Annotated in this window: 15 protein-coding genes, 1 tRNA gene, 1 other RNA gene and 1 pseudogene; 9 read left to right on the top strand and 9 right to left on the bottom strand. The window is 70.3% G+C overall.

Annotation, left to right across the window (positions count from 1 at the left end):
* Window positions 1-51 precede the first annotated feature (51 nt).
* The 3 genes from ACIREO_RS34855 to ACIREO_RS34845 all read left to right on the top strand — a co-directional run bounded on the left by ACIREO_RS34855 (window position 52) and on the right by ACIREO_RS34845 (window position 2,363).
* The gene (locus ACIREO_RS34855) at window positions 52-972 is read left to right on the top strand and encodes an SDR family oxidoreductase (RefSeq protein WP_404117731.1); all 921 of its coding nucleotides are present in this window, start codon (window positions 52-54) and stop codon (window positions 970-972) included.
* Window positions 973-1,074: 102 nt separating this feature from the next.
* Window positions 1,075-1,689, top strand: coding sequence for a glyoxalase (locus ACIREO_RS34850; protein ID WP_404117728.1), 615 nt, complete (start codon window positions 1,075-1,077; stop codon window positions 1,687-1,689).
* A gap of 206 nt (window positions 1,690-1,895) precedes the next feature.
* Complete coding sequence (locus ACIREO_RS34845) at window positions 1,896-2,363, top strand: DUF4234 domain-containing protein (RefSeq protein WP_404117725.1); 468 nt, start codon at window positions 1,896-1,898, stop codon at window positions 2,361-2,363.
* 67 nt (window positions 2,364-2,430) lie between these two features.
* Here the strand turns inward: ACIREO_RS34845 and ACIREO_RS34840 are convergent, their stop codons facing one another.
* Window positions 2,431-3,075, bottom strand: coding sequence for a dihydrofolate reductase family protein (locus ACIREO_RS34840; protein ID WP_404117722.1), 645 nt, complete (start codon window positions 3,073-3,075; stop codon window positions 2,431-2,433).
* A gap of 499 nt (window positions 3,076-3,574) precedes the next feature.
* Here ACIREO_RS34840 and uppS point away from each other — a divergent pair, with 499 nt between their 5' ends.
* Together uppS and ACIREO_RS34830 are read left to right on the top strand one after the other, a co-directional pair.
* Window positions 3,575-4,264 (top strand): polyprenyl diphosphate synthase, encoded by a 690-nt coding sequence (uppS, locus tag ACIREO_RS34835; protein ID WP_404117838.1) that lies wholly within the window; start codon window positions 3,575-3,577, stop codon window positions 4,262-4,264.
* A complete protein-coding gene (locus ACIREO_RS34830) occupies window positions 4,261-5,769 on the top strand; it encodes an oxygenase MpaB family protein (protein ID WP_404117719.1) in 1,509 nt (502 codons plus the stop codon). The genes uppS and ACIREO_RS34830 overlap by 4 nt, the downstream gene beginning before the upstream one ends.
* Before the next feature lie 448 nt (window positions 5,770-6,217).
* Here the strand turns inward: ACIREO_RS34830 and ACIREO_RS34825 are convergent, their stop codons facing one another.
* On the bottom strand, window positions 6,218-6,871 hold the full coding sequence (locus ACIREO_RS34825; RefSeq protein WP_404117716.1) for a hypothetical protein: 654 nt from the start codon (window positions 6,869-6,871) through the stop codon (window positions 6,218-6,220).
* A 168-nt stretch (window positions 6,872-7,039) separates the two neighbouring features.
* Entirely contained in the window at window positions 7,040-7,486 is a 447-nt protein-coding gene (locus tag ACIREO_RS34820) for a hypothetical protein (protein WP_404117835.1), read from the bottom strand.
* A 379-nt stretch (window positions 7,487-7,865) separates the two neighbouring features.
* Between ACIREO_RS34820 and ACIREO_RS34815 the strand changes: the two genes are divergently transcribed.
* Window positions 7,866-8,663, top strand: a complete 798-nt coding sequence (locus tag ACIREO_RS34815) for a peptidoglycan-binding protein (RefSeq protein ID WP_404117713.1) — start codon at window positions 7,866-7,868, stop codon at window positions 8,661-8,663.
* Window positions 8,660-9,589 carry a helix-turn-helix domain-containing protein gene (locus ACIREO_RS34810; RefSeq protein WP_404117710.1) on the top strand — a complete coding sequence of 310 codons (930 nt, stop codon included), beginning with the start codon at window positions 8,660-8,662 and terminating at the stop codon, window positions 9,587-9,589. The genes ACIREO_RS34815 and ACIREO_RS34810 overlap by 4 nt, the downstream gene beginning before the upstream one ends.
* A gap of 444 nt (window positions 9,590-10,033) precedes the next feature.
* Here ACIREO_RS34810 and ACIREO_RS34805 read toward each other — a convergent pair whose 3' ends face one another.
* The 6 genes and pseudogenes from ACIREO_RS34805 to ACIREO_RS34780 form a co-directional block, all read right to left on the bottom strand.
* Complete coding sequence (locus tag ACIREO_RS34805; protein WP_404117707.1) at window positions 10,034-11,320, bottom strand: hypothetical protein; 1,287 nt, start codon at window positions 11,318-11,320, stop codon at window positions 10,034-10,036.
* A gap of 469 nt (window positions 11,321-11,789) precedes the next feature.
* On the bottom strand, window positions 11,790-12,215 hold the full coding sequence (locus ACIREO_RS34800; protein ID WP_404117703.1) for a PIN domain-containing protein: 426 nt from the start codon (window positions 12,213-12,215) through the stop codon (window positions 11,790-11,792).
* On the bottom strand, window positions 12,212-12,490 hold the full coding sequence (locus ACIREO_RS34795; RefSeq protein WP_404117700.1) for a CopG family transcriptional regulator: 279 nt from the start codon (window positions 12,488-12,490) through the stop codon (window positions 12,212-12,214). The genes ACIREO_RS34800 and ACIREO_RS34795 overlap by 4 nt, the downstream gene beginning before the upstream one ends.
* Before the next feature lie 66 nt (window positions 12,491-12,556).
* A pseudogene (locus tag ACIREO_RS34790) lies at window positions 12,557-13,060 on the bottom strand (hypothetical protein).
* A gap of 92 nt (window positions 13,061-13,152) precedes the next feature.
* On the bottom strand, window positions 13,153-15,603 hold the full coding sequence (locus tag ACIREO_RS34785) for a helicase-associated domain-containing protein (RefSeq protein ID WP_404117832.1): 2,451 nt from the start codon (window positions 15,601-15,603) through the stop codon (window positions 13,153-13,155).
* Between the two features lie 278 nt (window positions 15,604-15,881).
* Window positions 15,882-15,969: transfer RNA gene (locus ACIREO_RS34780), tRNA-Ser, on the bottom strand.
* Between the two features lie 132 nt (window positions 15,970-16,101).
* Between ACIREO_RS34780 and ffs the strand changes: the two genes are divergently transcribed.
* Both ffs and ACIREO_RS34770 read left to right on the top strand, forming a co-directional pair.
* Window positions 16,102-16,198, top strand: an RNA gene (gene ffs / locus ACIREO_RS34775) — signal recognition particle sRNA small type.
* A gap of 79 nt (window positions 16,199-16,277) precedes the next feature.
* Window positions 16,278-18,569 carry a DNA polymerase III subunit gamma and tau gene (locus tag ACIREO_RS34770; RefSeq protein ID WP_404117697.1) on the top strand — a complete coding sequence of 764 codons (2,292 nt, stop codon included), beginning with the start codon at window positions 16,278-16,280 and terminating at the stop codon, window positions 18,567-18,569.
* Window positions 18,570-18,584 lie beyond the last annotated feature (15 nt).

Raw genomic sequence — 18,584 nt, 5'->3', positions numbered from 1 at the left:
GATGGCAGTAACTGACATCGAAAACTGGCATCCACAGTTCCGGAGTTCTCCATGCGTATCTTCATGACAGGCGCGTCCGGCTGGATCGGTTCCGCCGTCGTTCCCGAGCTCATCGACGCCGGGTATCAGGTCGCCGGGCTGGCCCGCTCCGACTCCTCAGCCGCCGCGCTCACCGAGGCCGGGGCCGAGGTGGTCCGTGGCACCGTCGACGACCTGGACGTCCTGCGGGACGCGGCCGCCGCGTCGGACGGGGTGATCCACCTCGCCTTCAAGCACGACATCGCGTTCAGCGGTGACTTCCTGGGCGCCGCCGAGGCCGACCGGCGTGCCGTCGACACCTTCGGCGACGCGCTGGCGGGCACCGGCCGCCCCTTCGTCCTGGCATCGGGCGTCGCCGGTCTCGCCACCGGGCAGGTGGCGACCGAGCGGGACATGCCCACGATCGACGGCTCACCGTCCTCGGTCCGGGCGGCCACCTCCCTGGCAGCGCTCGAACTCGCCTCACGCGGCATCCGCTCCTCCGTGGTGCGGCTCTCCCCCACCTGCCACGGCGAGGGAGACAACGGCTTCATGGCGGCCCTGGTCGCCGTCGCCCGGGCCAAGGGCGTCTCCGGTCACATCGGCGACGGCGCCAACCGCTGGCCGGCGGTCCACCGCCTCGACGCCGCGCGGCTGTTCCGGCTGGCGGTGGAGAAGGCCCCCGCCGGATCGGTGCTGCACGGGGTCGCGGAGGAGGGCGTCGCGATCCGCGACATCGCCGAGGTGATCGGCCGCCGACTCGACGTACCGGTGAGGTCCGTCGCCCCGGCGGAGGCGGCGGAGCACTTCTCCTGGCTGAGCGGCTTCCTCGGCCTCGACGCCCCGGCGTCGCACGCCCTCACCGGCGAACTGGTGGGCTGGCAGCCGACCCGCCCCGGCCTGCTGGACGACCTCGGGAAGGGCCACTACTTCGACGCTCCTGGCGCGGCCTGACACAGTGCGGCGGCGGGTCGGCCGGACCGGTCACCGGACCGGTCACCCGAACCGGTCAGGAATCGAGAAGCGCACGGCGCGGAACCGCCATAGCTTCGTTCCATGGCTTCCATCGCATCAGTCACCCTCGAGGTGGCCGACCCCGCCGCCGCCGAACACTTCTACGCCGCCGCGTTCGGCCTGGGCCCCCAGCTGCGCGTACGGCCCTCGGAGGCGCCGACGGCCGGCTTCCGCGGCTTCACGCTGTCGCTGACGGTCTCCCAGCCGTCCACGGTCAACAGCCTCATCGACTCCGCCCTCGACGCCGGCGCCTCGGCGGTGAAGCCGGCCACGAAGTCGCTCTGGGGCTACGGCGGCGTCGTACGGGCTCCTGACGGAACACTCTGGAAGGTCGCCACCTCGGCGAAGAAGGACAAGGGCCCGGCCACCCGGCAGATCGACCGCTTCGTGCTTCTGCTGGGAGTCGAGGACGTGCTCGCGAGCAAGCGGTTCTACGTCGGCAACGGCCTGACCGTGGGGAAGAGCTTCGGCCGCAAGTACGTCGAGTTCGACACGCCCACGAGCCCCGTCACGCTGGCGCTCTACGGACGCCGGGCCCTGGCCAAGGACGCCGGCGTCCCGCCGGACGGCACAGGGGCGCACCGGATCGCACTCGACAGCGATGTCGGCCCGTTCACCGACCCGGACGGCTTCGAGTGGGAGAAGGCTTCGCGCTGAGGAAGTGCGCCGTTCCACGGCAAGGGGAGACGGGGCGGACTCGCGGTGGCCACCGATGGTTGTAGTCCTGTCGGGACGGATCGGCGCTCGTTTTGGTCACAGCGGAGTGACGGCCCGTCCGGGCGCGCTCAACCACCTTCACATATCCTTCACTTACTGCCATGCTGCTCCAGCTCGAACCAGAACAAGCAGATGGAGCAGCTCACATGGCCGATACTCATCCCGGCGCCGTGTCCGGTCCGACCGCTCCGAGCCCGTCCGGCGCGGGCCCCTTGTCGGGGCTGGCGATGAAGCGCCGCGGGCCCGTCGCTGTGTGGCTCGGCCTGACGCTCATCACCCTCGGGATCTACCAGCTGGTCTGGTACTTCAAGATCCACAAGGAGCTGCAGGAGTTCGACCGGCGCCAGGACCTGAAGCCCGGGGGCAGCGTGCTGGTCCTGATCTTCCTGGGCTGGACCCTGATCGCTCCGCTGATCTCCTTCCGCAATTCCGGTCAGGCAATCGCGGACGCCCAGCGCGCAGCCGGCCTGCCGGTGACGTGCAGCCCCGCCACGAGCATGTGGCTGATGTTCGTCTTCGGCCTGAACGTCTGGTACATGCAGCGTCAGCTCAACCTGATAGTCGGCGCCTACCCGGGCGTCGTACCTGGCGCCGGGGTGTCCCTCCCGGTCTGAAGCCCTCTCCGGCCGGATCGGACGACGAAGCGCCGCCCACACCTGCGCCGAACGAGCGGGCTGCCCGTCACCTCCGCCAGAACAGGTGGTGCGTCACCCCGCTCGGGCTGGGCACGACATCGAGGTGGTACCGGTCGAGCAGCTCGTCGGGGGACTCCCAGAGCTGCACGCCGGCTCCGATCTTCACCGGAGCGACCGCCACGTGCAGGGTGTCGACGAGGCCGGCGTCGAGGAACTGCCGGACGGTGGTGGCCCCGCCACCGAGCCGTACGTCCTTGCCCCGCGCCGCCTCCCGTGCCTGGTCGAGTACGTGGGCGGGGTCACCGTCGACGAAGTGGAACGTGGTGTCGGAGAGGGTGAACGAGGGGCGCTCGTGGTGGGTCATGACGAACACCGGTGTGTGGAACGGGGGTTCGTCACCCCACCAGCCACGCCACTCCTCGTTCTCCCAGGGCCCGCGGTAGGGACCGAACTTGTTGCGGCCCATGATCTCGGCGCCGATGTTGTGTGCGAAGTCCCGCGTGAAGTAGTCGTCCAGGCCGCGGCTTCCCCCGGGGTCGGTGCGATTGGGCCAGCTCGCAGTGGCACCGGCCCAGAACATCAGGGCCCCGGGATCGGCGTCACCGAACGGCCTCTCCAGACTCTGGTGCTCACCGGCAGCGAAACCGTCGCTCGAGACGGTGAAGTTCTGGACCCTCAGCAACTGTCCCATGTGCTTCCTCCTGGATCGGGTGTCAGTAATAAGACCGCACGCACGAGGAGAAGTCATCGCCGAGGCCGCTGCGACACCGTACTGATCCATGCGGCCGCGGGCCGCCGGGCGCTGGGCTCCTTCGCGATGCGTCCGCCGGTGCTCTCCGACTGGCGTGCTACGGGTGAACATGCGGGCATCGCGGTGCGCCGGGGGCCGGGCACCGGCACTCTGCTGAGTGAGGAGCGGCCGGGGGATCCGCAGGCCGGTGACCCGCTGCCTCCGCCTCCGCAACCGGCGTCGAGGCCCGGGCGAAGCCCGGCGGACACGAGTCAGAGGGGGCGCTTCAGTGGCACTCGGTGCAGCAGGGCCATCCGGTCAAGCGCATGCGACGGGCGAGCCGGCCGATGGTGCCGGCGTGCAGCCGGAGGCCCCCGCCGTGCCGACCGTTCCGGTACAGCCACGTCGCCCGCCCGGCGAGGAGCGGCAGCGCCCGGTGCCTCGCCATGTCGCGTGCGTGATGGACGGGAACGGCCGGTGGGCGCAGCAACGCTCCCTGCCGCGTACATCCGGGCACAGGGCGGCCGAGGCGACGGTGATCGACGTCATCGAGGCGGCGCGGTCGGCGGGGGTCGAATGGCTCAGTCTGTACGCCTTCTCCACCGAGAACTGGCGGCGCCCGGGCGAGGAGATCGACTTCCTCATGCGCCTGGTACGCCGTGTGGTGCGCAAACACGCGCTGCTGCTGCACGCGCGTGGCATCCGATGCCGGTTCCTGGGAGCCGAGGATCCGAGGATTCCCGCCCCGCTGGCACAGGACTTCGCCGACCTGATGACACTCACCGAGGGCAACCGGGGCATGACACTGACCGTGGCGTTCGACCACGGCGGGCGCCAGGACATCGTCGCCGCGGCGCGGTCCCTCATCCGCGCCGGGGTGGCCGCGGACGCCGTCGACCAGGCCTGCTTCGCCGCGCATCTGCCGGTCCCCGACACACCTGACGTGGACCTCGTCATCCGTACCTCCGGCGAACAGCGCATCTCCAACTTCATGCTCTGGCAGGTGGCCTACGCCGAGTGGATCTTCCCTCCGGTGCTCTGGCCCGACTTCCGTGCGCCGCACCTTCTGGAGTGCCTGCACGAATACCGCCGTCGCGACCGCCGCTTCGGCGGCGTGGCGCCGCAAGCGAATGGAGGACCTCACAGGTGAACGACACGGACAGCAGCCGATCCACACGGACCGGGCCCGATGCCGGGGCGCCGCAGGAAGACCCCGCCCGGGAAGCCACCGAATCCCTGTTCGGCCCCGGGTCGCAGTTCCACCGCTTCTTCAACGACCCCCGCTGGGCACTGGCCGTCGTCAGAGCCACGGTGCTGGAAGCCGCCCATCCGCAGATCGGCGCGGCACTGTCCGACAACTCCTCCTTCGTGACGCACCCGTGGCGACGGCTGCGCAACACCCTCGTGAGCCTGCAGCGCATGTTCGGAGCCGACGAACAGACCAGGCAGAGAGAGGCGGCACGGCTCAACCGCCTGCACTCACGGCTGAGCGGCACGGGCGCCGGCGACCAGCCCTACGACGCGATGGACCCCGAGGTGCGTGCGTGGGTGGTCGCGACGCTCTTCGAGAGCTCCGTCACCATGTGCCGACTGAGCGGACAGCCCTTGGACCAGATCACCATGGAGCGGCTCTACGCCGAATTCCGGGCCTTCCTGGCCGCCCTGGGGGATCAGGCGGGCCACCTCCCGCCGACCCTGCCCGGATTCTGGCAGTACTACGACCGCATGGTGGCGGAGGAACTGCAGAACACGGATGCGCTGCGCATCATCCTCTACAGACTCTTCGAACATCTGCCGGCACCGCCGCTGTTCGCGGGACTGCCGACCCTCTGGGCGGCGGGCCGGGCGCTGGCGGGGCCGGTCATCGGAACCGTCACCGTGGCCTCCCTTCCCGAGGTCTTCCGCCGTCGGGCGGGGCTGCCGGAGGTCCCCGGTGCGCAGACCCTGATGCAGAGTGCCTACATGGCTGCCCGTCTGGCCCGCGCCCTGCCCGACAACTGGGTCCAGACGGAGAACGTCGTCGGCCTGCTCAACCTGTCGCCGGACAGCGACGGCCCCTGGGCCGAGACATTCACCACTCTGCGCGCCAGGTCGAAACGGGCCGGTGCGCTGTTCCGGCTGGTCACACCGGCATCGGTGCAACAGGGCGCGGCCGACGGTTCGGGCGGGGCCGAGTCCCGGCGCACCGCCCGCGAGTTCTTCACCGAGGTACTGGACCAGACCGGGGACGGCTATCTGGACTGGCCCGATCTCGCCGCCATGGCTCGGGAGCTCTGCTCCCGTCTCGACCTGGACGAGCCGGAGGAGACCCGTCTGTACGACGCGTTCGCCGCGTGGTGGAGGGAGCTCCAGTCGGCCCTGGACAGTGACGGGGACGGACGGGTCAGCGAGGAGGAGTACGTGACCGCGGTCCCGTCCCTGGCAGGACCGGCACTGATCAGGGTCGCCGAGGTCCTCTTCGACGTCACGGACGCGGACGGCGACCAGTTCATCGACGCCGAGGAGTACCGCGCCCTGTTCAGGAGAGGCTTCGGGCGAACCATCGTGGATGCCGACGGGCGGTACTCCCGAAGCGCGTTCGTGCGGGACTTCCTGTCCTTCATGTCGGGACGTCAGCGTTCGGCCACCTACGACCCCCTGCTCTCCGACGCGTAGAACGCGGTCCGCCCGACCACCGCGCCGTCCGGCCTGTGGCGGAGGCGGCGCCCACAGGCCCGAAGGCCCCCGCGGCTGCGGAGGCCTTCGGCGTATCGGTGGCGGCGTCGCTTCCGGTCTGAGCCAAGGACGAGCCCCCGGGCGGGTGGGGCTTTCGGCTACTCGGATGGCTCGGCTACTGGCTCAGCAGCGCTGGGCGCTGTGACAAGTGGCTTTCGGGCCCTCCTGCCGGCCCGGCTTGTGGTCCGGCAGGTCTGGCTCGCCGCCTTCGACCGGCTTGCTCGTGGCAGGCGACCCGTCCGCTCGCGGTGACGATGGAGAAGTCATAACCTGACGCCTCAGTTTTGTCATCGCCCTCCGTGAGTCCGTACACATTGTTCTCGTCGCGGTACGCGGCGATCACCTCGCTGGTGCCACGCTCCGGCTACGGCATGGCGCGAAGCTTGCTTCAGCTGGCCCAGACGACCGGGCTGTTGCTGTACGCGTCGCCCTCGTCGAACTCGGCACCGGTGACGGGCGCGGTCTTCGTGGCGCTGAGCGAGCAGGTCTCGTACGACGCACCCTCGGTGGTGAACTCGCGGGGCGCGCTCTCCTTGTCGCACTTGCCCGGAATGTCGCCCATCAATATGACGCCCGTGCCCGCGCCGCCTTCCAGCACGCCGTCCAGCTTCAGCGACGCGTACGACAGGTCGGTGCCGCCGACGTTCTCGACCTTCATCTTGATGAAGTAGGGCGTCATGCCCTTCGCCTTGTCACCGAAGGCGGCCATGTCGGCCTCGGTGCCCTTCTCGATCGCCGTGACGGTCAGGGCGATGGTGCCCTTCTTGTCGCTCGTGTACTCGAACGGCAGGACGGCCCTGTCGCCGACCTTGAGCTTTGCCCCCGGCTCTGCGACGTCTCCCTCGGCCGGAGCGCTACCGCCGTCTCCGCTGTTGTCGTCGGCAGCCGGGGTTTCGCTGCTCGGCGGGGCCGATGCCGATGCCGATGCCGATGCCGATGGTGAATCCTGCGCCGCCACCCCTTCCTCGTCGCCGTCGCAGGCCGAGAGTGCGAATCCCATGATGGCCAGAGAGGCCGCAAGAACTATCCGTCGCTTGTGCATTGTTTCCTCGCTGATATGAAGGCTGCCCCATATGGCAGCTTTGAACTTTCTGGTGGTTCGCGAATTGACTGACAATGCAGCCAGGCATATCGAGATGGCTTTCTGGCAGCGTCTCTTCGTTGACTCACGCCGAGGGGCATCCTGGAATGTGGCGGGCCCGCTCCGGAATCAGGGCCTGTGTGGTACGGCTCCGGCGTTCCCCCCGGTGGCCGCCTTTCCGGCCAGGCCCTTCGCGGCGCTTCCGTCTCCCCGCCGCAGCCTGCGAATCCGCTGTGAGTCGACAGTGGCCTTCGGGCAGTCCGGCAACGTCACCGGATACTGCTTGTTGATCCGCAGCCACCTCACTGCCGCGACCATGCCGGTGCCGTAGACGCCGTCGGCGCCACCGGAGTTGTGGATCCTCGTGGAGGCCCAGGTGCCGGGGTAGCAAATGGTGATGGCCTGCTGAAGAGCCTTGACCGCCGGGGAAGAGCCCTCGTAGTAGCTCAGGTAGCAGGAGCTCCCATTGCCCGAACGGGCCGGAATCTTGAAGTCGTTCTCCCCGCCGAGAGTGGGAACGTCACGCCATGAGGTGGTGTTGCAGGGCCCATAGGCGGCGTGGGCCGGTGTAGTCATCACCGGGCCGGCCGTCAGGCCGGTGGCGACAAGGAGAGAGAGGGCGTCATGGGAACACTCCTGTGAGGTGGCGTGAACGGCGCCGACCGCATCCGGCCGGTTCGACACCGAGACTGCGGGAGCGGCGCGGCGGTCGGCTACAGCTGCCGCGGAAGTGGCCCCGTCCCGGGACGTCCCGCGTTCCGGCCTGCGGAGATACCGACCGCCAAGTCCCCGCGGCGGGACCACGGCGCCGGAGGGGCGGCCGGTTCCGCACCCGGGCGGAGGCCCGCCAGGCTGTCGCGGCAGGTTCCCGCTCTGTGTCGCCCGTGACAGCTGATGCAGAATGAGACCGACGCACGGAGGCCGCGCCTGCGGTCCGGAACGTGATGGGAAAAGCGTGCCCCGCTGGAAGGAACTGCCCGGGGAACTGTCCCCGCCCGCCCGTCAGCTGATCGTCCGGCTGCGCGGGCTGAAGGACCGCAGTGGACTCAGCTCGCGGCAACTGGCCGCGCGGACCGGATACAGCGCGAAGTCGTGGCAGAGGTACCTGAACGGTAGGTCCCTGCCGCCGCAGGAGGCCGTGGCGGCGATGTCCCGGGTCTGCGGCGAGGATCCGGCCCGCCTGCTGGCGCTGCACGAGATCGCCGCCGAACGCCGGCTGGAGGGACGGCAGGCCGCCGACCGGGCGCCCGAGAGCCCGCCCGCGGCCCCGGCGCAGGCCCCCGGGGAGCGGCAGCCGTGCGGGCGCCACCTGCGCGCCGCGCTCACCGCGGCGACCGTTGTCACCGTCCTGTCCGTCTCCGTGGCCCTCCTGCTGGCTGTGCGGCTCACCCAGGCCCGTACCCAACTCGCCCACCAGCGCGATGACACCGTCGCGACCGCGCCGGCCACCGTGTCGGAGACCCTGGTCCCGGTCATCTACACCTGCCGCATGGAGAGACGCGACGGCCGCTGGCACGCGGGGCTGAGCCCGACCGCGGACGTGCTCCTCTCCAACACCCAGGTGGGCCTCCAAGTGGCCGAGGCCCAGTGTCTGCTACGCCGGGCGGGTACCGTTCCGGGGGACGTCGACGGTGTCTTCGGCCCGAAGACGCGACGAGCGGTCGAGCACATACAGAAGAGGAACGGGCTGATCGTGAACGGAGTCATCGACCCGCCGACCTGGGATGCCCTGCGGGAGGCAGATCCGACGTGACTCCGGAACATACCCGGCTGGTCGCGGCGTTGCGGGAACTGCGGGCCGGTGCGGGGCTGAGCCTGGCCGCACTGGCGGAGCGGACGGCGTACAGCAAGTCCTCCTGGGAGCGCTACCTCAACGGCAAGGCCCTGCCTCCACGCCAGGCCGTACAGGAACTGTGCCGTCTCGCGGACCAACCGCAGGGGCGGCTGCTGGCACTCTGGGAGATCGCCGAGTCGCGCTGGAGCGGTCGCTCGGTGGCCACCCCCCAGCCCGCCCCTTCCCCTTCGACGGACGGTCCGCCGCCACAGCCCATGGAGGCCGCCACGACCGAAGGGCCTCGGCGACGCCTTGGACGTACCAGGCTCCTGGTACTGCTGGCGTCGGCCTACAGCGTGATCGTCGGCGGTGTCGCCGTCGTGCTGCTCTTCCTGCTGCCGGACTCCGAGGCGCCCAGGGACGAATCGTCGCCCGCCTCCGTCCCCTTCTCCTTCGCTCCGCTGTGCCATGGGGCCGCCTGCGAAGGGCGGGATCCGATGCGCTTGATCTGTGGCATCGGCCCCGACACCCTCGCCGCGTACCGCACAGCCGCCGGCGCCCACGTCGAACTGCGGCACAGCGAGAAGTGCGGTGCGAGCTGGGTACGGACCTGGGGGGCCGAGATCGGCGACCGGGTGGACGTCACGGCGGACGGCCCGACCCACAGCGTGCGCATCGGGAACGCGGAGGACGCGGCGACCTTCGTCTACACCGGGATGACCGAGGCCACCGTCGGCAGCACCGTCCGGGCCTGCTTCCGGCCGGCGTCGGCCGACGGCGAGCGGGAGTGTTTCGAGGCCCGGGTGACCGAGCCCTCGGCCAGGCCCCGGACCCCCTCGCCCTCGGTGCAGTCGGGCGGGGGGCAGAGCCCGGCCGAGGCACGTCAGCGTGCGGCGGCTCGATGACGACGCCGAGGGCTAGCACGATGACCACGGTCGATGCGGGACGACACCGCCCGCCGGGCACGGGCCTCTGTGGCACGTGGAAGACGGACGGCGCCCGGAAGGAAGCGTGCGACTCGCGTGGGCAGCCGTGTGGAAACGGCGTGGGGCCGGGACAGGCGAACCGGTCCCAAGTACCCGCGCGGCACAAGGCTCTACGCAGCGTTCCGGGGGCTGTCGACGAAGGCTTACGTCACGTGGGCAGCGTACTGGCGGGAACGTCCGGGACAAGGCCCAGGCGCAGTACGCCGACACCGCCCGTCGGCGTCGAACACGGCGAGCGGCCCGTTCTCGAACCGCTGATCAGCGGCGGCCGGGGCCGACTTCTTCGTGCCGGGGCGGCGACCGGCGCCGTCCTAGCGAGGCACGGACCACCGCAAAGGCCCCTTGGTGTCCTCACGAGCCAGATCAGCGTTTCGGGAGGCGGTCCTGTTCGCGTTGCAGTGCCGCGAAGTCGTCGGAGAGAGCATAGGTACGCGGGAGTGGGGCGCCTCGTTCGTGACGGACGGTGCGAGGAACGTAGAGGCTGTTGAGCATCCAGGGTTTCGTCTTCTCGGTGAGGTCCCGCACGGATGCCTTCCCTTGCACCACGCCGTAGGTGGCCACGGCCAGGCGGCCCGCCTCCCGGTACGCGGTCACCTGGTCCCGCATGAAGTGCTTGTGGTCCTCGAACCACGGGCTCATCCGCAGGAAGTCCCGCCACTGCTCCTCGGTGAGCGGGCGTTCGGCGGCGGCCTTGAGGAACTGCCACACCCGGGTGTCTCGGCCGATGCCGAGTTCTTTGCCGTGGGCGGTGAGGAATGGGGCGGACAGTGGCTTCGGCATCTGCCGCTGGTAGTGGTTGACCAGGGAGAACTCGGTGACGACGTACTTTTTGCCGCTGTCGAGCCGGGGCAGGAGGTAGTCCAGGTACTTCTGGGCGTCCCCGGCCGAGGTGACGTGCGGGTGCATGTCCAGTCCGTCGAGCTGCGAGGTCCGGTTGACGAAGTCGATCCACTCCTCGGTGGCGACCGAGAGCATCGCGGGGTCATCCAGGTGGTTGAGGGCGCCCATGTACAGCCGGGTGCGGCACCCGTCGGGGAAGTGCTCGTCCCGGTAGTCGATGACGTGCTTCGTGACTGCCTGGTAGAAGGGGTTGAGCTTGGTCCGCCTCTCCTGCGGACGGGTTTCCAGGAAGGGCTCGTTGCCAAGGGTGAGGATCTCCACCTTGTCCAGCACGGCATCGAGCACCTTGTCCACGGCCGCCAGTTCGGCCCGCATCTCCCGGCTCCCCGGGGCCGGGACCGTCCGGCCCTCCTTCCTGAACTGGAACTTCAGCGCCAGGATGGTGCCGAAGCCCTGCCTGTGCAGGCTCAGGAGCGTGTCGACCGCCCGCAGGCGCTCCGGGGCCATGCCCTCCTTGACGCGGTCCAGCACGGTGAAGCCGCGGACCCAGCTGGTGCCCAGGCCGTCCAGGGCCGCCTTGTCCACATAGGTGGGGTCCTCGTTGAAGTTCGCGCCGAGGGCACCGTGCGGGGCGGTGGCGCGGGGCCTTGAGGACTCCGTGCCCTCCGGCTTGCCCGTGGTGTCGTTCCCCCGGTCGTCGCGGTCCGCGCCGCCGGTGCACCCGGCAGCCAGAAGGGCCCCGGCGGAGAGGCCGAAGAGCCGTCGGCGCGAGAGGGGCGCGTGGGATGCGGGGGCCCGGTCGCTCTGCATGGGTACTCCGTTGTCGTCGTGGGCGGGCGTGCCGTGGGACGCGGTGGGTGGGTGTACGTCGGGGCAGTCTTCGGCACGTTCCTGTGCGGCGAGGTCCACAAGTTCCGCGACCTTCACCAGTGATCCGGCAGACCTTCGCGCCTGTCTGAAGGCATTGGACGCCCAGGATGTGTACGTGGTGCCGATCTGAGGAGACGGTCGGCGGTCGTGCCCCCGGTGCGGAGGAACGTCGAAGCCCCGACCGGTTCCCCGGTCGGGGCCTTCGACGTATTGCCCGGTGAGAGCAATGGCGGAGGATACGAGATTCGAACTCGTGAGGGGTTGCCCCCAACACGCTTTCCAAATGTTCGCCTGGGGGTCCGGAAGTGATCAGGAGCGTTCTGACCTGCGGCGGATCAGGGCGTCGGGTGGGTGATGGACGGCGCTGGACGAGGGTGAATGAGACGAGGACTGAGACCAGAGAGCCGGGTCAAACCTTTTTGACGATGATCGACTCCGGGACCAGCTTCTCCAGGTCGTCCACGTCCGAGGTGAAGACGGTGACCTGACCCTTCTGCTGTCGCGCGATGACGGCGAGCACCGCGTCGATCGCGTACTTGTGGCCGTGCAGCTTGGCGTCGGCCAGGAGTCGGCGGGCCTGGCGGGCCTCGTCCTTTCCGATGTCGGCGACCTTGAGCCGGGAGAGCACCCAGTCCCAGCGCTGCTCGGTGGTTCTGCCGTCATACGTCTCGACCAGCGTCAGCGGAGATGTCACCACCTCGGCTTCACCCCGGGCCGCGAGGTCTAGCCAGGCGATCATCTTCCGGTCGCCGCGCACAGCCAGGGACAGGGCTTCGCAGTCGAGCACGAAGACGCGCAATGGCCGCTGCTTGTGCTCGGCGGCACGCTTCTTCACGCGGCCTCTCCGGCGTTGTGCTTTCCAGCGGCGCGGCGGCGCTCGTGTTCGGCGTCGAGGTCCTCCAGTTCCTCGAACGCTGCTGTGCGCTCGTCTTCAGTGAGGGGGCCGTATTCGTCCTGCAGCCAGTCGGACAGTTCCCGCAGCCGGTCCCGGTCGCGCTTGAAGCGCAGCGCCTCGGCGACGTACGCCGACATTCCCCGTTCTGCCGCCTCCGCGCGGATCTCGTCCAGGAGATCCTCGGGAATCGTCACAGTTACCTTCTTCGTGGCCATATAAGAGACCATACTCTTGGTATCACACCCCGTACCAGTGCGTTCGCGTGACCGCCAGGTCGGCGTTCAGGCGGTCGTGGCGGGACGTGGGCTGCCTTGGAAGACCTGGCTGGTGTGCCAGGAACGATGGGCGGCGGCGATGGGGCGGACGCCCGACCGGGGGCCGATGACCGGACGGCCGGCGAGCATGATGACGTGCTCGCGGGCGGCGGTGCTGCGGCCGACGAAGCTCTGTGAGACCAGGATGCGGTGGCCCTCGCCACGGCCCTCGCCGCTCCAGTTCCAGGCCGACGGCTTCGCACAGCTCGCCGTGGAGGGAGGGTGGGAAGTTCAGATCGAGGAGTACGCGTGTCATTCGGCCGAGCAGGGGCGGATCCCGCCGCAGCGCCGCCCGTAGCTCCGGCGTCAGCCGCCGCAGATCCTGCTCCACCGTGCTGTACCGCAGCTCGTCGTCGGCGTCCTGCTGGAACCGGCTGAGCGCGTACAGGAACAGCAACGGCTTGTGCGGAGCCCGCGCCCCACCTCCTGGCCCACTGCCTCAACTGTGCGGTGCGTTCGACCCCAGTCCATGGTCGGCGATCGTAATGGCGGCTCGTCGCAGTGCTTGGCGGCGGGGCATGGCCGCAGTGACCGGCCGAACACCGAGCCACGACGCGGATCCCCTACCCGGGCATGATGCCGTGGATGCGGGAGAGGGTGAAGACCCGTTGGTCGTCGCGCAGGTGGCACCAGGCGTACAAGTAGGGCGGGTCGAGCACGAGCTCGCTGAGGATACGTACGGTCCGGTTGCCCGACGCGGCGACGTACTCGACCGTGATGGCTGTGCCGACGTCGACGGCATGGGCGAGCTGGCGGACATCGCTGTACGCCAGGTTCTTCGCGTACGCGGCGGCGATCTCCTCGGTGTCCGTGCCGTAGGGGACCCCGGTGCCGAACGGGTCGGGAGCCGGGAGTGTCGGCGGGGCGGCCCGCAGCCTGGCGGCCAGCGTGCTCAGGTCGACGGTCACCGGAGTCATCTGAGTCACCGTCGGCACGGACCGCTGCCGCTGGCCCGGGAGCGGGGGGACCGGGACCGGGGCGGCGGCACGTCGGCGCCGGGTCTTCTCGACGCGTACGGTTCCGTCGGCCCTCTCGGCTACGGGGGCGTAGCCGGCGGCCCGGAGCGCGGCGAGGGTCTTGTCGAGTGGGGTCCGGCTGACCAGCACGGTCGGTGCCAACACGCGTAGGCCGAGGGCGGCGAGCTTTCTGTGAGTGACGAGTTCGGCGAGGAGGGCGGCTTCTTCGCCATGGATCACGCAGGCAGCGGGGGCGATGCGCACACGGCCGTGAGTGCGTGCGGAGTCGTTGATCAGGTACAACAGCGGCTGGGGGAGGGCGCCGACCGCGACGGCGCCCAGGTCGGCCGCGATGGCATCCGCCGTGCGGCCCGTGTCCAGGGCACGGCGAATGGTTGTGGGGCTGAACCGCCACACCGATGCCGTGCCACCGACTTCCTTGTCCGCAACGGTGTCCAGCAGTGCGGCGAGGCGGGCGGACGGTGTGCCGGTGACAACGGCGGTGAGGTCCGCGCCGATACGGGCTGCCCTGGTGGCTGCCGGCAGCAGCCGCTCACAGGCGGCGGCGAGCGTTTCGGCGGCTTCGGCGCCGTCGGTCCGCAGAGCAGCACCGATGGGGGACAGGCAGCCTCGGGCGACGACCCCGAGCAGTTCCGCTTCCCGGATCGGGGTGGCGAAGGGCGTGGTGTCCTGGGGGAGTTGTTCGGCGAGCGGGCGGTGCCAGGCAACCATCGGCCCCAGTTCCGCGGGGCTGTGCACTCCCCGGTGCGCCGGGAACTCCGCTGCGGCGGCGAGAAGCCCTTCTCGGGCCCGTATACAGCCGCCGCAGGGCGGTGTTCCGGCGAGCGCGGGCAGTACCTTGCCGTCCTCGTCGCGGGCCTGGGCCGGAGTCAGCGGCAGCGTCCGCCAGGTGTGGAGAAGCGCGGTGAGCTGCTCCGCTGGTTCTCGTTCCGCCCAGGTGTCGTATCCGTCCGTTGCCGCGACCCGGTCGCCGTCCTGGGCCAGCAGCCCGGCGTCGTACGCCGTCTCCAGAACAAGGCGTACGACGATGTCGTCGCACTGCGCCGCCTTGCTGATCCGGGACAGCTCACGTGCTCCGACCCCGCCGGTTTTCAGCAGGACCGGCGGAGCAGCGGAGCACGTCGCCAGAACCGACGCGGCATGTGCGGCGAACGCCGTGGCGGCTGCCGCCGCCTCCCGGTCCACTTCCGCCGAGGTGACCGACGCCGTCCGCACGACGGGCGGGACGGGCTCGAAGGGGGCGTGCCAGCCGACTCCGCGCAGTGCGAGCGCCACCTCGGCGGGCATGCGGGTGGTTCCGTACCCGGAGTACCGGTCCTGGACCAGCAGCCCCCGCTCCAGTGCCCAGCGCGCACCCGGCTCGGAGTCGGCCGACGGGGCCCTGAACGTGATCAAACGCGCCGGTAATTGAGCCTGTTCACCCTGCTGAGACGCCCGCCGCTCAAGCAGCTTCCGGGTGGACGCAGGTGCCGAAGCGATCACCGCGGCCACCCGCTCCGGATTGCTGTGGTGTTCCAGCAGGGCGGTCAGCCGATGCTTCTTGGTGGTGCCGGGCGACGGGATGCCCAGGGCCACCAGCATGCGGCGCAGTTCCTCGGAGGTCGTGTCCGCCAGTAGCCGGGTGAGCGGAGCGTCCAGCCCCAGCGGCGAGTCCCACGCCTGCCGCAACGGCGCCGCCATGCGCAGCAGCCCTTCGCCGTCCGGCCAGACGAGTGCGCGGTCGGCCAGCGCCTCCAAGGCCGCGTCCAGCCCGCGAGTGCTCTCCGTTCCGGTCGCATCCAGCAGATCGGCCAGGGCGGCACGTTGAACGGGCCCCAACGCCGCCAGTGCCTCGGCTACCTGCAGGTGTGGCAGCGCGAGTCCGGGCAGCACCGGGGCCACCGACGCCGGGCGCTGAAGGCGGTCCGCGAGTTCGCCGAACGATCGTGGTTCCGGCGGGGACACGGCATCCGGGCGAGCTGCCAGGACCCGCTCGAGCCGGTCGACTTCCAGATCACTCAGCCACGTGGCCAGAGTTGATCCGCTGGGCTTGCCGATGGGGACACCTCACAAAGACGAGTGCTGGTGGTCTCCGACCGCAATCGGTCCTGCACAGACCCAGAATGGCGGATCGCGGGGGACGCCTGCGTCCTGAGTCGGCAGAAACCCGCTTTTGAGTGAAGGCGATGTCCTGTGACTCGACTCGGCGACGGCAAGTCGGCGGAATGAAATGTCTCTTATGTCGGAAATGAATGAGACCAGAACTGAGACCGGCAACGTCGAAGGGCCCCACAGCAAGCTGCGGGGCCCTTCGACGTATTGCCCGGTGAGAGCAATGGCGGAGGATACGAGATTCGAACTCGTGAGGGGTTGCCCCCAACACGCTTTCCAAGCGTGCGCCCTAGGCCACTAGGCGAATCCTCCGCGGCAAACAATACAAGACGTTGGAGGGTGCTCGCGAACACGTTCCCCGGAGATCGTTCCGGACCGTCCGGCGGGAGGGGTCAGGTCGGGGAGCGGGTGGACGGCAGGGGGTCGGGATCGGTTAAGGTGGGCGTCAGCCCCTCACGTGGCGCTATCTGACTGAACTCCCCCAGGGCCGGAAGGCAGCAAGGGTAGGTTGGCTCTGGCGGGTGCGTGGGGGGCCCTTGCGTGTCCGGGGTGTGGTGTCCTGCCGGGCGCCCGGTCCGGGGCGGGGCCGGTTGTCGGTCCGCCCCGATAACCTCGTATGTGTGTCGTCCCTTGCGCTCTACCGCCGCTATCGCCCCGAGTCCTTCGCCGAGGTCATCGGTCAGGAGCATGTCACTGACCCGTTGCAGCAGGCCCTGCGGAACAACCGGGTCAACCACGCGTATCTGTTCAGCGGGCCGCGCGGCTGTGGAAAGACGACCAGTGCGCGCATCCTCGCCCGCTGTCTGAACTGCGAACAGGGGCCCACGCCGACCCCCTGCGGGGAGTGTCAGTCCTGCCAGGACCTCGCGCGCAACGGGCCGGGTTCGATCGATGTGATCGAGATCGACGCCGCGTCGCACGGTGGTGTGGACGACGCCCGTGACCTGCGGGAAAAGGCGTTCTTCGGGCCCGCGTCGAGTCGGTACAAGATCTACATCATCGACGAGGCGCACATGGTCACCCCGGCCGGGTTCAACGCCCTGCTGAAGGTGGTCGAGGAGCCTCCGGAGCATCTCAAGTTCATCTTCGCGACCACGGAGCCCGAGAAGGTCATCGGCACGATCAGGTCGCGTACGCACCACTACCCGTTCCGGCTGGTGCCGCCCGGGACGCTGCGCGGTTATCTCGCGGAGGTCTGCGGCAAGGAGGGCAGCGCCGTCGAGGACGGCGTGCTGCCGCTCGTGGTGCGGGCCGGTGCGGGATCCGTGCGTGACTCGATGTCCGTCATGGACCAGCTGCTCGCCTCCGCCGCCGACGACGGTGTGACATACGCCATGGCGACCTCGCTCCTCGGGTACACGGACGGGACCCTGCTGGACTCCGTCGTGGACGCCTTCGCGGCGGGTGACGGGGCGGCGGCCTTCGAGGTCGTGGACCAGGTGATCGAGGGCGGCAACGACCCCCGGCGCTTCGTCGCGGACCTGCTGGAGCGGCTGCGCGACCTGGTGATTCTGGCTGCCGTGCCGGATGCCGGGGACAAGGGGCTCATCGACGCGCCCGCCGATGTGGTGGAGCGGATGCAGGCCCAGGCGTCCGTCTTCGGTGCCGCGGAGCTGAGCCGCGCCGCGGACCTGGTCAACGAAGGGCTCACCGAGATGCGCGGGGCGACCTCGCCCCGGCTCCAGGTGGAGCTGATCTGCGCCCGGGTGCTGCTGCCCGCCGCCTTCGACGACGAGCGTTCGCTGCAGGCCCGGCTGGACCGGCTGGAGCGCGGCGCGTCCTTCGCCACGGCCGGGACCGGCCCCGCCGTGGGGTACGTACCCGGTCCCGAGGCCCATGGGGCCGGTGTCGCGATGCCTGCCGGAGGTGCCGGAGGCCCCGCCGCGGCCCGTGCGGCCGTCCGGGGCGACGCTCCGGGCGGTGGACCCGCCGAGGTCCCCCGGGCCGTGCCCGTGGCCGCCGAAGCCGTGGCTCCTCCGGCCGTTCAGCAGCCCCGGCCGGCAGCGGCTCAGGAGGCGCCGCCGGTCCAGCAGGAGCAACAACAGCAGCAGCCGGTCGCGCCGCCCGCCGGTCAGCGTCCGGGCGCCTGGCCCGCGGCGGCCGGAGCAGGCGCCGGAGCAGGCGCCGGAGCGGGCAGCGGCGCGGGCGGTGGGGAGACGCCGCGCCGGACCGGTGGCTGGCCGACCGCCTCCACGCCAGGAGGCGGCGTACCGCAGAGCCAGGCTCCCGCCCCGGCCGCTCCCGCGCAGGCTCCCGCCGCTCAGGCGCCCGCGCCCGGAGGGCAGGACATGGTGCAGGGCGCCGCCCAGGTGCGGAACATGTGGCCGGACATCCTCGAGGCCGTGAAGAACCGTCGCCGGTTCACCTGGATCCTGCTCAGCCAGAACGCCCAGGTCACCGGTTTCGACGGCAGCACCCTGCAGATCGGTTTCCTCAGTGCGGGTGCCCGCGACACCTTCTCGAGCAGCGGCAGCGAAGAGGTGCTCAAGCAGGCTCTCGCCGAGCAGTTCAACGCCAAGTGGAAGGTCGACGCGGTCGTCGACCCGTCGGGTGGCGGCGGTCAGCCCGCGCCCGGCGGCGGTGGGGGTGGCGGCCGTCCTCCGGCCGCCCCGTATCAGCCCCAGCCCGCGCCGTCGGCCCCGTCGTACGAGTCCCGGCCGGCGGCTCCCGCCCAGCAGGCCCCGCAGCCGGCTCCGCAGCCCCCGGCGCAGCAGCCCGGGCGGCCCGAGCAGTCGTCGTACGACCGCTCCTCGTACGACCGGGCGGCCCCCGAGCCGTCGCGCGCGGTCTCGCCCGAGGACGACACCGCCGAGGCGGACGATCCCGACCTGGTGGACTCAGCGCTCTCCGGGCACGACCTGATCGTCCGCGAGCTGGGTGCCACGGTCGTCGAGGAGTTCACCAACGAGTAGCGGCACCACCACCCG

Source organism: Streptomyces sp. NPDC102441, assembly GCF_044765585.1.
GTDB lineage: Bacteria > Actinomycetota > Actinomycetes > Streptomycetales > Streptomycetaceae > Streptomyces.
Note: the sequence above shows the minus strand (reverse complement) of the source record. Positions and strands in the feature narration are given on the sequence as shown.